General features: G+C 47.0%; 11 protein-coding genes, 1 other RNA gene and 3 pseudogenes. 1 reads left to right on the top strand and 14 read right to left on the bottom strand.

Annotation, left to right across the window (positions count from 1 at the left end):
• Positions 1–31 precede the first annotated feature (31 nt).
• The 14 genes and pseudogenes from L0M14_RS29940 to rpoE all read right to left on the bottom strand — a co-directional run bounded on the left by L0M14_RS29940 (position 32) and on the right by rpoE (position 13,280).
• Positions 32–343: a YbaB/EbfC family nucleoid-associated protein gene (locus tag L0M14_RS29940; protein WP_235120041.1), complete on the bottom strand. Its 312-nt coding sequence runs from the start codon at positions 341–343 to the stop codon at positions 32–34.
• 28 nt (positions 344–371) lie between these two features.
• A pseudogene (dnaX, locus tag L0M14_RS29935) lies at positions 372–2,107 on the bottom strand (DNA polymerase III subunit gamma/tau).
• Between the two features lie 79 nt (positions 2,108–2,186).
• Positions 2,187–2,921 (bottom strand): ATP-binding protein, encoded by a 735-nt coding sequence (locus L0M14_RS31760; protein WP_311198806.1) that lies wholly within the window; start codon positions 2,919–2,921, stop codon positions 2,187–2,189.
• Complete coding sequence (locus L0M14_RS31755; RefSeq protein ID WP_311198805.1) at positions 2,873–3,625, bottom strand: PAS domain-containing protein; 753 nt, start codon at positions 3,623–3,625, stop codon at positions 2,873–2,875. The genes L0M14_RS31760 and L0M14_RS31755 overlap by 49 nt, the downstream gene beginning before the upstream one ends.
• Positions 3,626–3,775: 150 nt before the next feature.
• Positions 3,776–4,039: signal recognition particle sRNA large type (gene ffs / locus L0M14_RS29925), an RNA gene on the bottom strand.
• Positions 4,040–4,289: 250 nt separating this feature from the next.
• The gene (locus L0M14_RS29920; RefSeq protein ID WP_235120039.1) at positions 4,290–4,499 is read right to left on the bottom strand and encodes a hypothetical protein; all 210 of its coding nucleotides are present in this window, start codon (positions 4,497–4,499) and stop codon (positions 4,290–4,292) included.
• A 93-nt stretch (positions 4,500–4,592) separates the two neighbouring features.
• Positions 4,593–4,790: a 50S ribosomal protein L31 gene (gene rpmE, locus L0M14_RS29915; RefSeq protein ID WP_235120038.1), complete on the bottom strand. Its 198-nt coding sequence runs from the start codon at positions 4,788–4,790 to the stop codon at positions 4,593–4,595.
• A 110-nt stretch (positions 4,791–4,900) separates the two neighbouring features.
• Positions 4,901–6,175: a radical SAM family protein gene (locus L0M14_RS29910; RefSeq protein ID WP_235120037.1), complete on the bottom strand. Its 1,275-nt coding sequence runs from the start codon at positions 6,173–6,175 to the stop codon at positions 4,901–4,903.
• A 59-nt stretch (positions 6,176–6,234) separates the two neighbouring features.
• Positions 6,235–7,534, bottom strand: a pseudogene (rho, locus tag L0M14_RS29905) (transcription termination factor Rho).
• 79 nt (positions 7,535–7,613) lie between these two features.
• Complete coding sequence (locus L0M14_RS29900; protein WP_235123075.1) at positions 7,614–8,873, bottom strand: UDP-N-acetylglucosamine 1-carboxyvinyltransferase; 1,260 nt, start codon at positions 8,871–8,873, stop codon at positions 7,614–7,616.
• A 135-nt stretch (positions 8,874–9,008) separates the two neighbouring features.
• Positions 9,009–9,863: a class II fructose-1,6-bisphosphate aldolase gene (fba, locus tag L0M14_RS29895; RefSeq protein ID WP_235120036.1), complete on the bottom strand. Its 855-nt coding sequence runs from the start codon at positions 9,861–9,863 to the stop codon at positions 9,009–9,011.
• A 173-nt stretch (positions 9,864–10,036) separates the two neighbouring features.
• Positions 10,037–10,429 (bottom strand): response regulator, encoded by a 393-nt coding sequence (locus L0M14_RS29890; protein ID WP_235120029.1) that lies wholly within the window; start codon positions 10,427–10,429, stop codon positions 10,037–10,039.
• 158 nt (positions 10,430–10,587) lie between these two features.
• A pseudogene (locus tag L0M14_RS32155) lies at positions 10,588–12,191 on the bottom strand (CTP synthase).
• A gap of 519 nt (positions 12,192–12,710) precedes the next feature.
• The gene (rpoE, locus tag L0M14_RS29875; RefSeq protein ID WP_235120026.1) at positions 12,711–13,280 is read right to left on the bottom strand and encodes a DNA-directed RNA polymerase subunit delta; all 570 of its coding nucleotides are present in this window, start codon (positions 13,278–13,280) and stop codon (positions 12,711–12,713) included.
• Positions 13,281–13,657: 377 nt separating this feature from the next.
• Between rpoE and L0M14_RS29870 the strand changes: the two genes are divergently transcribed.
• The gene (locus L0M14_RS29870; protein ID WP_235120024.1) at positions 13,658–14,821 is read left to right on the top strand and encodes a S8 family peptidase; all 1,164 of its coding nucleotides are present in this window, start codon (positions 13,658–13,660) and stop codon (positions 14,819–14,821) included.
• Positions 14,822–14,990: the final 169 nt, after the last annotated feature.

Here is a 14,990-nt window from a genome sequence, read left to right as displayed (position 1 = left end):
AGATTCGCACATCAACTATCGGTTGCTGATACTAGAATAAGCCTGGAATGTTCATACCGCCCGTGAACTTACCCATATCTTTGTTAGCCAGTTCTTCCGCTTTGGCCATCGCGTCATTGACGGCAGTCAACACAAGATCCTGCAGCATTTCTACATCGTCCGGATCAACAGCTTCCGGTTTAATAGTGATGCTTTGCACTTTTTTGTGACCATTCACGACAACAGATACAACACCGCCGCCTGCGGAGCCTTCGATCGTTTTGCTACCCAGCTCTTCTTGCGCCTTCATCATTTGTTCTTGCATTTTCTTCACTTGCTTCATCATTTGATTCATATTATTCATGTCGTATTTGCTCCTTTGCTACTCACGCTTAATCTTCTTTAATTTTGACTAAATCCTCACCAAATAACTGTATGGCCTCGGAAATCCACTGTTCCTGCGGCTTCCCCCCGCTTCATCCTGCTGTTCCATCTCCATCATTTCTTGAGGTGCACCTGCAGTCTCACTTGAAGCGTCGTCCCACTCTTTACGCATGATCGTCAGCAGTTTGAAAGGTTTGCCAAGTACAGTCGACAACACTTGCTCAATTAATTGTTTGTTCTCTGGCTTTTCCGTTGTATTACGATGCATCTCATTCTTAAATGCCACTAGAACGGTGTCATCCAGTACGGAAACTAAATCACCGTTAACAAACCAAGCATGAACCGTAATTTTCCGTTCCTTGACCGTGCCTAATATTTGACTCCATTTCATAAGCACATTCTTGGTTTCAACGCCATCAGCAGCTTTCAGATATCCATCCAGCTTGATGCCCGACTTTTTCGGCGGAGCCGCTGTTAGAGGACTTCTTGGTGCGGCCGGTTTGGATATCGCGTCTCGCGGCGCTGCGTTCAAACCCAATTTTACCAGTCCTGCTACCTGTTCTTCAAGCAATTGCAGCTTTTTCGTTAACTGAGCAATTAAATCCCCTTGTCCGGACGATGAGGATGGACCCGGAGATGCCGAACCTGCCGGTGTGGTCATGTGGTCCCCGCTTGCTTTCATAATTGCAATTTCAAGTAAAGTCTGCGGCTGAACGGAGTATTTCATTTCACTTTGATAGTGATTTAGCGTTTCGATAATCCCCATCATTGCTGCTGGGGTAAAATGACCCGCTACTTCGCGAAGCTTCTCCATATCAAACACACGTTCACTAATCACGGGAGAGCCCGGAACCATCCGGACCATCAGCAGATCGCGGAAGTAGTCAATGAGATTCTCCATGCATTTATCAGCGCTCTTGCCTTCCTGCATGAAGGTATCCACCAATTCTAAAGCAGTCCCTAACTCCTTATCCTTGATCGCCAGTACCAACTTCTCGAACTGATCGGCTGCAACTCCCCCTGTAATCGAAAGAATATCTTGAAGCTGCACTTCCCCCGTAGCGAAAGAGGCCGCTTGATCGAGCAGGCTGAGCGCATCTCTCATGCCTCCATCAGATAGACGGGCGATATAATGGAGAGCTTCCTCGTTAATAGAGATATCCTCCTGCTCACAGACGTACTGCAGCCTTTGAACCTGCTCCTCCATCGATACTCTTCGAAAATCAAAGCGTTGACAGCGCGAAATAATGGTAGCGGGGATTTTGTGCGGTTCCGTAGTGGCCAGTATAAACATAACGTGGGCGGGCGGTTCTTCAAGGGTCTTCAGGAGCGCATTAAAGGCTTCCGTCGTCAGCATATGCACTTCATCTATGATGTACACTTTTTGCCTAACCTCTGTGGGAGCGTACTTCACCTTATCACGAATGTCCCGAATCTCCTCAACGCCGCGGTTAGATGCAGCATCAATCTCAACGACGTCCATCACAACCCCTTCTGTGATCCGCGTACATGCAGAACACTCGTTACAAGGTTCTTCCGATGGTCCATTCAGGCAATTGACAGCTTTAGCTAATATTTTGGCTGTACTTGTTTTACCAGTCCCCCTCGGACCGTTAAACAAATAAGCATGTGTTAGTCGATTTTCCCTTAGCGAATTTTGCAGCGTTTGGGTAATGTGCTTCTGTCCCACAACCTCACGGAACGTCTGCGACCTCCAAGTTCGGTATAGAGCGATATGTGCCATAATGTCCCTCTCCAATAATTCTTCTATCGAATTATTGAACCTATTATACTATAACCCCCCTATGGATTGAAACAGATGATCAAGGATAAGGGATGCTGATTGTAAAAGTAGTTCCATATCCTTTGGAGGATACTCGAATCATACCACCCATATCATGAATAATTCGTTGACAGACAGAAAGTCCCAAACCGGTGCCTTCATCCTTGGTCGTAAAGAACGGATCAAAAATTTTATCAATGACAAACGAAGGAATTCCTGGTCCAGTATCATGTACGTCGATACACACAAAATGATCGGATGTCTCTACGCTCTCTGAGATTGTTAATGTCCCACCTTCCACCATAGCTTCGATACCATTTTTGCAAATATTTAAAAACACTTGTTTCAGCATCTCACGATCCGCTATCACTTCAGGTAAGTGCGTTGATGCCTTGTATTGAAGATGAACGTTATGAAGAACTGCCTCATTGTTAATGATGGGAAGAATTTCGCTCAAGACCTCGGATACATCCGTTTGCTCATAAGCAATATGCTTCGGCTTGCCAAGCAGCAGAAATTCATTGACAAGCTCATTGATTCGATTAATTTCCGCCAGCATTACATCCGTATAATTTTGTTCCTTGCTCATTCCTTGCGTTTCGAAGGTTCTCTTCAATACTTGCAAAAAGCCTTTGATCGAGGTAAGCGGATTACGAATCTCATGGGCTGTTCCCGCTGCAATTTGTCCGATCATCGCCAATCGATCGCTTCGCTGCACCATTTCCTCTAATGACCGCAGATTGGTGACATCTTTGAAGATAATGTAAGCTCCCACCAGCCCCCTTGACTATCTTTGAGTACGTTGGAATCCAACAGCAGTTCATACCGTTCATTGTTGTTCGTCCAGGAAACAGCATAATTTCGAACGACCACCCCGTTCAGAATAGATCGCTGTACCAGTCGATGCTCGCTCGGCACTGTGACAAATACTTCGTCCAGCGACTTGTTGAGGATATGCTCTCTCTCGAAGCCAAGAATTCTGCAGGCCATATCACTAATATCAACAAGCTTGAAATCCATACTGATTAACAGAACCCCTAAGTTAACATCCTGCAAGAACCTATCGGCAAATTTTTGAAGCAAGCTTAACTGCGGCCTTTCTATGTAATTCTTAAAAGTTACCAGATACACGAGTTCCCCATCCTGTATGAGCCTTAGAATGGAAAACTGATATGGTGTCTTTTCGCCATTTTTCCCCAACATAACTCCTTGAGGCCAATCCTTCGCGTCCCCCGGCTGTTCAAAGTGAGTTGTATACAGTTCTCTAAGTGAGCCCTTCACTTTAAACAACTGACTGAACGTGAAATGAGACGTAAGTTCCTCCGCGGAGTATCCGGTATATGTGAGTAAGTGACCGCTTGCTAGAATGATTCGCTCATTCTCATCTGCCATGAGCATATTGACGCGTAAGGACTCATTCAATAGTTTGTGCACTTCATCTACGGATACTTGATAATGTTGAGAATTTGGCTTGGACAATATGCAACACCCCTAATCGTAAACGTTTACAATCTTTCCTTTGATATACTGATTCTCCCTCCTTGAATAATTTTCCTTCTATAGACAAAAAAAGAAAACGCCTGTAAGGCGTTTTCCATTAAGTTCAACATAATTTGCTAAGAAAGTATACCGTGCACCTGTTATTGATAAAATGATATGAGCGAACTCTTGTCGTTAGCTCAAGTTAGGCAACCCTTCGGCACATGAAACATCTCGCTTACGGCTGCTTCCTTCCGGACCTGACCGGGTTCACGAGCATTCATTGCGAAGGACCCGACTCTCAACACCACGTGCAAGAGCCAGACCCCACATCACAGTACCTCTAACAGGGATTCAACCCCGCTACAGCGGATTGCGAGCTACAGGGCACCGCTACCTCCCCGTCTAGCACGGTAAAACTAAGTATAGCTGATTGATTCTTAAATAGCAACCCGAGGGGAAAATGTGCCATTACTTGTTCATTTGAACAACAACGTTATACCTCGGCATATTCGTAGACAAAGCCATTTGAATTTGAGAACGAAGTTCCTCTACTTGCGGTGCCGTCAGGCCTGCTTGGTTTTGATTTTCACTTTAGCAATTGGTCCATTGTGGGTAATGCTGGAGCTTTCTATGTTTGGAAATTGAGCTAGAACTGCTTTCATCAATTCCGTATCGTCAGCGTAATGATGATACGTAGGGTTAAGGGATTGTTCGGGTTGACACTGGTCAAGCCCATTAGTCCATCCTGCGGGTAAGATTGCGTTTTATACTTGTCCTCACCAGCGCTTGTATTTCCGCACCCTGTCACACATGCAGCAATCAGCATTGAGGCTGCGCCCGCTTTCATCCATGTTAGGCATCTGCTAGACATAAAAACACCTCCCTTGGCTCTCTAAGCCTAAGCTTAGGATGACCACAAGGGAGGTTGTCTTATGCCGATTGGCGCCAGTACAATTGATGCCAATTAGATGCCGTATTTCTTTTTGAATTTGTCGACACGGCCGCCTGCATCGATAAACTTCTGTTTACCAGTGAAGAACGGATGGCAGTTCGAGCAAATCTCAACGCGGAGATTTTGCTTGATGGAGCCTGTCTCAAATACATTACCACATGCGCAAGTCACTGTGGTTACATGATAAGTAGGATGGATCGCCTCTTTCATGCTTGTTCACCTCTTTCCGCCCTGAATCATTTGCTGAAACAGAGTTATATGTTCACACGATGGTGATTATATCACGCTGATAACGCGAATTGCAACTGGCAAATCTGTGGCTACAAGATGCCTGACAGAGCTTTACCTTTCGAATAAAATTGCGGTGTATGTGTATAGGAACCAATGACCACATCCGGCAATTCCTCCTCGAAAATTTCGATCATCTGCTTCATGCCAAGCAGCTCACCTTGAGCCTTCGGAATCAGGTTCAAGTAGCTTTCAGGATCAATGTTCAGATTTCTCAGCTGGATAAGCTTTAGTCCTGTTCTTCGAACAAATTCGATCATTGCTTCAATTTCTTCTTCGCGGTCCGTCACTCCTGGAAATACCAGATAGTTAATGGAAGTAATGACTCCCTTATCACTAGCATAACGAAGTGACTTTTCCACACTCTTCAGCGTGTACGCTCTTGGCTTGTAGTACGCATTATAGTGATCATCGAGCGCACTGATTGTACTCACTCTCATGAGATTCAAGCCTGCGTCCACGATGCCGCGGATATGGTCGGTCAGTCCGGCATTCGTATTGATATTGATATATCCCATCTGCGTCTGCTCACGGACCTGCTTAATGGCTTCTATAATTAGAGCAGCCTGCGTGCTCGGCTCTCCCTCACAACCTTGACCGAAGCTGATAATGCTCTCTGGAGTACGCAGATGCTCCAGCATGATCTGAACGATCTCTTCCACCTTCGGCTTAAAGTTCATTCGGGTTTGCGGAGCAGGGAAGCCGCTGTCATCCGGCTGCTCCGAGATACAGCCAAAGCAGCCTGCGTTGCAAGAATACGAGACGGGAACTGCTCCCTCCCAGCGCTGCAAGAACGTATTGGATGCGGTTAGACATTCGTAGCCGAGCGCACAGTTCGAAAGATGCTCGTACAAACGATTTTCCGGATATTTATCCACCAAGCGTTTCACTTGCACTTCAAGCTCGTCCGGGTCACAATGGACCGGATTCCAAAAATACGGGTTATCGCTTTGACGGGCGGCTACATAAAAGCCTTCGTCTTTCCACACAACTGCTGTATAACCGAATAAAGGCAGCGCCTTTGTTTTATCCGTTTTGATATAGCCTGGAAGTAAAAGTCTAGTAAATCCTTGTGGCAACAGCGCCCCAACCGCATGGTATTCGCCTTCTACCAGCTTCATCTCCCCTGTCTCGGCATCGATGCCTACAGGCCGGGTAAAAGGAAGACTGACTAACGTTGCTCCTTCAGGAAGAGGAATCAGTTCATCCTCCATGATTTCTGTGATCATTTCTGCATTTCGACCGAGCGCAAAGTATTCAGGATGATCGTACACCTGTCCCTGCGCGTCTGCATAAACCAAATTCATGACGGTACTCCTTAGAGGCTTCTAGCAAAAGCTCGCTTATCGTATACGACTTGCTTTCGTTATGATGCCGAATTCTTGACTTTCCCTTTGCCGCTGCCGGCCCCCGATTGGGAGGAAGGAGAAGCGAGCGAATCCAGAAACTCTTGATTCGTCTTGGTGTCACCCAGCTTTTTAATAAAAGCTTCCGTATATTCGTGCGAGTCGTTCATACCTTTGCGGAGAGCCCAAATTTTCTCCAATTCTTCTTTTCCGAGAAGAGCTTCTTCGCGGCGAGTGCCTGAACGGCGAATATCAATAGCTGGGAATATGCGGCGTTCTGCCATTTTTCTATCCAAATGAAGCTCCAAATTACCTGTTCCTTTAAACTCTTCATAAATCACATCGTCCATCCGTGAGCCTGTTTCCACTAGTGCCGTAGCTAGAATCGTCAAGCTGCCGCCCTCTTCAATATTACGGGCCGCGCCGAAGAATCGCTTGGGACGATGAAACGCTCCAGGATCGATACCGCCAGAAAGAGTCCTTCCTGTAGGAGGTACCACCAGGTTGTACGCCCTCGCTAGGCGTGTGATGCTATCCAATAAAATGACCACATCTTTTTTATGTTCAACCAGACGCATAGCCCGTTCCATTACAAGCTCAGCTACCTTAATATGATTTTCAGGAAGCTCATCAAATGTAGAAGCCACAACCTCTCCTTTAACAGAGCGCTGCATATCCGTCACTTCTTCCGGGCGTTCATCAATGAGAAGCACAAACAATTCAATATCGGGATAATTCGTGGAGATACTGTTGGCGATTTCTTTGAGCAGCAGCGTTTTCCCTGCTTTTGGGGGGGCAACGATCAAACCGCGCTGTCCGAGTCCGACAGGAGCGAGCATATCCATGATACGAGTTGAAAGCTTGTTAGGGGTCGTTTCTAGAATAACCCGCGTTTGTGGATAGAGAGGAGTTAGTGCCGGGAAGTGGAGGCGCTCCGAAGCTGTCTCCGGCTTCTCACCATTCACCGCTTCTACTTGCAGAAGTCCGAAATACCTCTCATTTTCCTTAGGCGGTCTACACTTTCCTGATACGACATCTCCAGATCTCAAGTCGAACTTACGAATTTGAGAAGCCGATATATAGATATCCTCTGAGCTCGGGAGATAGTTAATCGGTCTCAAGAAACCGAAGCCTTCCTGCAGAATCTCAAGGACACCTTGCATAAACATCAATCCGCTCTCTGCAGCTTGAGCCCGTAAGATTGCAAATATGAGTTCTTTTTTCTTAAGCTGCCCGTAATAGGGGATCTGAAATTTTTTTTGCTAGCTTATACAGATCAGTTAGCTTTAATGCTTCAAGCTCAGCAAGAGGCATACTCATTACATTCAACCACCAAACTATTAAATTTGACTATGTATACAAGAAACATAGTAGCTAGCATTGCCTAGCTTATGGATATTTATTCCTCAGTCTCCCGCCAAACCTCCGCGCCCAGCGAAGACAGGTTGAAAACGAGATTTTCGTATCCTCGATCTATAAATTCGACTCCTGAAATTTCAGTAACACCGCCGGTAAGAACACTTAAGCCAGCAATCACAAGCGACGCGCCGGCGCGCAGATCCGTAGCTTTCACCTTAGCGGAGCTTAACTGTGATCCTTCGATAATTGCGGATCTTCCTTCCACTTTCATCTTGGCTCCCATTCGCACCAGCTCAGGAATATGTTTAAATCGGTTGCTATAGACATGATCCGTTAAAATACTGACTCCTCGAGCCTGAGACAACAGACTGGCCATCGGAGATTGAAGATCGGTTGCAAACCCAGGGTAGACAAGCGCCTTTACGTCAACGCTTTGGTACTCCGGCTGTCCGACAACCCGTATGGACTCATCCATTTCGTAAATGTGAACGCCCATCTCCTGCAGTTTCGCAGTCAGAGCTTCCATATGCTTCGGTATCACATTGTCAACCGTCACATCTCCGCGCGTTGCCGCGGCTGCTATCATATAAGTACCCGCTTGTATACGGTCGGGAATAATCGAATGCCGGCAGCCATGCATCTCGGATACGCCTTCAATCCGGATCGTCTCCGTACCTGCACCTTTAATTCTGGCGCCCATGGAATTCAACAGAGTTGCTACATCTATGATTTCAGGCTCTTTCGCCGCATTTTCTATAATGGTAGAACCTTTGGCCCGAGAGGCCGCCAGCATAATATTAATCGTAGCTCCCACACTTGCCATATCCAAATAAATCTTCGCGCCGCGAAGCTCTTTGGCACGAATTCGCAATGCACCATTCTCGTTACTGATTACAGCGCCAAGCGCTTCAAAGCCTTTGATATGCAAATCAATCGGTCTTGGCTCAAAATTACAGCCGCCAGGCAGACCAATCGTCGCTTCTCCGAATCTACCTAATAAAGCACCCATCAAATAATAGGAAGCTCGAAGCTTTTTAACCTTTCCATTGGGCATTGGTATCGATCTCATACGAGAAGGATCAATCGTCATTCGATCTTCGTTCCAATCAATGGAAGCTCCTAAATCCGTTAGAATCTCTGTATATGTAGCTACATCACTAAGATGCGGCAGATTGTCCAAAGTTACTGCTGTTTCTGCTAGAATTGCAGCAGGTATTAATGCAACGGCACTGTTCTTAGCACCGCTAATCTGAATCGTTCCCCGCAGCGGCCGACCGCCGGCCACCATTAATTTCTCCAACATGTTTCCATTTCCCCCTACACCAAGAACATACTTGCCGTGCGCGGGCTGAACGCACTTCTCCCAAGAACAAAAAACAGAAGAGGGAAACGCCATCATACAGATAGCATTTCCCATCGATCTATACAGTTGGAATTAAGCTTGGTTGCTGCTTCCGAACAATTCAATTTTGGATTTAACCACGTCGATCATTGCTTTACGAGCTGGAGTGAGGTATTTGCGAGGATCGTAGACTTTCGCATCTTTGTTCAATACTTCACGAATGCTTTCTGTGCAAGCAACTTGGTTCTCTGTGTTCACGTTGATTTTACCAACGCCTGCTGCAATCGATTTACGAATCATTTCGTCAGGAACACCGGATCCGCCGTGCAATACAACAGGAACAGGAATCGCTTTGGATACTTGCTCGATGATGTCGAAGTGAATGTTAGGCTCACCAGCGTACATACCGTGTGCAGTACCTACTGCGATAGCCAAGCAGTCAACGCCTGTTTCTTCATAGAAACGGATTGCTTCTTCAGGCTTAGCCAGGTTCGCATTCTCCGCGTCAACGCTGATATCATCCTCAACGCCGCCGATTGTTCCAAGTTCACCTTCTACGGATACGCCCATAGCGCGAGCCGCTTTGACAACTTCTTTAGTCAAACGGATGTTTTCCTCGAAGGAATAGTGGGAACCGTCGAACATAACGGAGCTGAATCCTGCACGGATACATTTCATCGCTACTTCAAAGGAGCTGCCGTGATCCAAGTGCAAAGCGATTGGCAGACCGGATTTTTTAGCTGCAGCTTCTGCGATAGCTACAGTAAATTCAATACCCATGTATTTCAGTGCGCCTTCGCTGACACCGTAAATGAATGGGGATTTCAATTCGATCGCAGCTTCTACGATCGCTTGCGCGAACTCAAGGTTGTTCATGTTGAACTGACCCACCGCGTATTTGTTTGCTTTTGCTTTAGGTAAAAATTCGTTCATTGAAACCAATGCCATGTTTCTCTTCCTCCTAGAACCTTTGGTAGTAGATGCGTGTGTATACCGCTCTTTGTCATACTGACATATTATAGCACAGAAGTGGACAAATGATAAACAAGTCCCATTTCTATTTTGAAGAATTTATAAAGAGGTAAATGACGGCATGGAGCCATAAAAAAAGACCCTAATAATTAGGATCCCACTGCAAAACCGCTGCTTGATTCGTTATTCAGCTGTTTATTAACCGCCATTCTAAGTTCATCAATATCAAAAGGCTTCGTGAAGTGCATGATCGCACCAAGGTCCGTCGCCTCTTTAATCATATCTAATTCTCCGTAAGCTGTCATCATGATGACTTTAATAGATGGATCGATGGCTTTAACATGCTTAAGGATATCGAGTCCGTCCATGCCGGGAATTTTCATATCCAATAAAACAAGGTCAGGCGATGAGTTTCTCACAATTTCTAAAGCCAGCTTACCATTGGAAGCTTGGTAGGTATCGTAACCCTCATTGCTGAACACTTCCATAAGTAGTACACGAATACCGTTCTGGTCGTCTACAATCAACACTTTCTTCTTCATAAGCCTGGTTCCCTCCCAAAAACGAATAACGAACTCCCTTTTTCTAAATGTAAGATATTCGCTGTCCGTCCTTAATATCCTTCCTACGGTCAAAAGTTTATTGCAAACTTTTACAAATCAGTGGTTTACAGGAGGGAATCCTGGCGAAAAGACTGCTATTAACGGCTTAACTGCAGCGCCGCTTTGACAAATTCCCGGAATAAAGGCTGCGGACGGTTAGGACGCGAAGTAAACTCCGGATGAAACTGAACCGCCAGGAACCACGGATGATCCGGCACTTCGATCATTTCTACCAATCGGCCGTCCGGCGACGTACCGGAAATACGCAGGCCCGCTTTCTCGATCAATTCACGGTACTCGTTGTTAAATTCATAACGATGGCGATGTCTTTCGTAAACCAGCTCGTCGTTATACGATTGCGCTGCAAGGAGCCCGGTACCAGCTTGCACGGATACAAGCCAAGACGCATAGTACCGCCAAGGTTCTCGATGTCCTTTTGCTCGGGAAGCAGGTCGATGACAGGATAAGCTGTTGTCGGGTTGATCTCGGAGCTGTTCGCACCTTCAAGACCCACTACGGTACGGGCGTATTCGATTACAGCTACCTGCATACCTAAGCAAATGCCGAAGAAAGGAATTTTCTTCTCACGGGCGTAGCGGATCGCGCTGACTTTGCCCTCGATACCACGGTCACCGAAGCCGCCAGGGACAAGAATTCCATGAACGCCGCTAAGCAGCTCATCCACATTCTCATCATAGACTTCTTCCGCATTGACCCAACGGATGTTAACTTCCGCTTCGTTATCGATACCTGCGTGTCCCAGGGCTTCAACAATACTCAAGTAAGCGTCATGAAGAGCGACGTATTTACCCACGATAGCGATTTCCGTTTTTTCCTTCAACGACTTCACGCGGCGAACGAGATTTTCCCATTCGGTCATGTCCGGAGCATTTGTTTTTAATTGAAGGTGTTTGCATACATAGTCGTCCAAGCCCTGCTCGCGCAGCACTCATCGGCACTTCGTATAAGGTTTCTGCATCTTTACATTCAATCACAGCAGCCGGATCAATATCGCAGAACAGCGCGAGCTTCCGTTTCATATCTTCCGTCAAGGAATACTCGGTACGGCACACGATCACGTGAGGCTGAATGCCCAAACCGCGAAGTTCTTTGACACTGTGCTGAGTCGGCTTCGTTTTCACTTCACCGGCAGCTTTAATGTAAGGGATCAGCGTAACGTGAATGTACATCACATTCTCGCGTCCGATATCGTTCTTCATTTGACGAATCGCTTCCAGGAACGGCAAGCTCTCAATATCGCCTACAGTACCGCCGATTTCCGTAATAACAACATCCGATTGCGCTTCACGGCCTGCACGGAGTACACGATCCTTGATCTCATTCGTAATGTGCGGGATGACCTGGACGGTCCCGCCCAAATATTCGCCGCGGCGCTCTTTCGTAATGACAGAGGAATACACTTTACCTGTAGTTACGTTGGAAGCCTTGGAAAGATTAATATCAATGAATCGCTCGTAGTGCCCCAAATCCAGATCTGTCTCCGCACCGTCATCGGTAACAAACACTTCACCATGCTGGTAAGGGCTCATTGTTCCCGGGTCCACGTTAATATAAGGATCAAACTTCTGGATCGTTACTTTCAATCCCCTGTTCTTGAGCAGTCTCCCTAAGGAAGCAGCGGTAATTCCTTTTCAAGAGAAGAGACAACCCCTCCCGTCACGAAAATGTACTTTGTTGTCATTATGTAGGCCTCCCTAAAGTTTTCGCCAGAAAACTGGCTTCGTAAGCGTATGCTGAGTTTTTTGCCGGCAAAAAACTTACTTCGTAAGCATGTGCTCGGTTTCGCCAGAAAACTGGCTTCGTAAGCGTAAATGAAGTGAATAACATCCATGTGCCGTGCATGATATAACTTGCGCAGCAGCCCATCATTGTCAAGCGATCTAAACGAGTTGAATGTCATGCTAAATAACCCGGTTGGCCGCTACAACAACTATTCGAAGGCAGTACCGTGATCTAAAGTGAAACGACGGTCTGCCGAATCTCCATGAGTTTGTAAGAATAATACCAAAAAGGAACCTTTTAACTAGCTTCTGCAAAAACTGTTTTTCTCATTAAACACTGGTTAAAAACCCTAATAAAACAAAAAAAGTGACACCCGTAGTGACGGGGCACTTTTTCGAACGCATAGCGCGATTTGTTAAGTTTCTTTTAAAGCCCATGCAATAGTTTACTCTGAAGGGATATCCGCTGTCAAGACAAGTTATTTGCCGTCTTCATCCTCATCTTCAAAATCGGAATCTTCCTCTTCTTCTTCGATTTCTTCGTCCTCAAGCTCTTCGTCAGACTCTTCGATTTCTCCCTCGCCAAGATCCTCTTCTTCGATTTCTTCGTCCTCAAAGAATTCAGAATCTTCGTCGGATTCTTCTTCGGAATCCTCGCCGAATGTATTGTATTCGTCCTCTTCCGCGTATGTATCTTCTTCTTCTGGATAGATGTCCTCATCATCATCATCTTCGTCATTGATGATTCTTGGACGCTTGGCATTCCCTACAGTATCCTCCGATTTTTCAACAGGATACCAGCGTTTGAGTCCCCAAAGGTTCGAACCCACGCAAGCAAAACGTCCGTCAATGTTGATTTCCGTATATAGCTGGGCAATCACCTGCATGACTTCATCATCGGAGAGCCCTTTAATTTTAGCAATTTCCATCATTAGGTCACGGTAGTAAAACGGAGTATTCGCAGATTTCAACAACTCGAACGCCAGATCCACCATTGGCATTTCGCGCGCCTGCTCCGCGTTAATTTTAAGTGTATATTCGCTGCTCATCTAAGGCACATCCCTTCGACCGATTCTCAACTTCTTCTATTCTACCTTATCCAATATCTTCATTAAGTAAAACCTATTTTTTCTAAAAATGCAACTGTGCCCTCAAGCAAAAGACCCAGGAAATTAAAACAAGCGAAGGCCCCCCCTCGCTTGTGACTGTATCCTCAGGAATCAGTCCGCTGCAAGCGGCCGGATCCTGCACCCTCGAAAGAGACAGCATTCATATGCCTCTCTATTCATCCTATGTAGTTCCTACGCATCTGACACGGGTTTGAACCTATTTATTTCTCAAAAAGGCGATCACACGGTCAGGCAGTGTGACCTGTACATAGGATAGGGGAGATTCGATTCTATGCTGTAATGGGGGGATGGCGTCCATGGATTCAGCCACCTTTCTTCGACTGCTTCATGAGGAAATCGGTCTTGCAACGGAACTCGACAAAAAGCATATTATCCACTTCCCATCGGCACAAGCATATGCCGATTGCAGCAGGCAATTGAACCAGATGAAAAACCAGTTTGTTCATCTGGCGTCCGTACGCGACTTAGCCATTATTCAAGCATTCTCCTGCGTGCTGCCCTCCGCTTCCGTGTTGAAGCAATTCCCGCAGGTGAAAGAAATCGAGGAAGATACGCGAATCACCGTTCATCAAGTCGCCAGTAAACGAACAACCGGCAGACGCAGCAATATCAGCATGGGCTCACAGGTTATCCCCTGGGGCGTCGATCAGGTGGGTGCACCGGATGTATGGAGCCGTTCGACGGGACAGCGTATTCGCATCGGCGTCATTGATACGGGAATTGACTACAATCATCCGGATCTCCGTAATTCCATCGCAAGGGGCGTGAACCTGTTAAATCGAAACCTGCTGCCCTTCGACGATAACGGACACGGAACTCACATCGCGGGAACGATCGCAGCCGCCAGCCGCCATAACGGTATCATCGGTGTCGCACCAAGAGCCATTATTCATCCCGTCAAAGCGTTTGACTATAACGGAAGCGCTTATGTATCGGATATTATTGCCGCCATAGACTGGTGTGTACACAATGAGCTAGACATCATCAATATGAGCTTCGGGATGAAAACCTACAATCGGTCGCTGGAATATGCCGTGCTTAACGCGTACTACAGAGGAACCATTATCATTGCCTCGACCGGCAATGACGGCAAACGTAAAACGATCGATTATCCGGCACGTTTTCCACAAGTTGTAGCCGTAGGGGCAACTACTCGTACCCAAAAGATTGCCCCCTTCAGCAACCGCGGGAAGCAAATTGATGTGTATGCGCCAGGTGAGCGCATTTATTCCGCCTGGCTTCATGGCAAATACAACGAGCTCAGCGGTACCTCAATGGCAACCGCGCATGTCAGCGGCGTAGTTGCATTGATGCTGGCTGTTAAGCCGACCCTCCGGCCGCAACAGATCAAGAACATCCTGAGGCGCAGCTCTATCAGCCTCAGTAAGCGAGCCAGCAGCGCGGGAGCGCAGCCCGGGCAGATCAATGCCCGGCGCGTGCTGAGCGCGCTGAAGAACTGAGCCGCCGCCGGACTGGTTGGCGGGGCAGGGCAGGGCAAGCCCCGTTACTGCAGGGGGCTGCTTGAGTGTGCCGCCTCGCTGAGCAGGCTGCGATGGAGCAACGCCGGCCTTGCACCGATGGCGCAAAAGCAACGACGCCCGGCTGGTGGCGGGCGGCGCCCGCAGAGAA

This window comes from Paenibacillus hexagrammi (assembly GCF_021513275.1).
In the GTDB taxonomy this organism is placed as follows: Bacteria; Bacillota; Bacilli; order Paenibacillales; family NBRC-103111; genus Paenibacillus_E; species Paenibacillus_E hexagrammi.
This window is presented reverse-complemented; position numbering and strand designations above follow the sequence as displayed.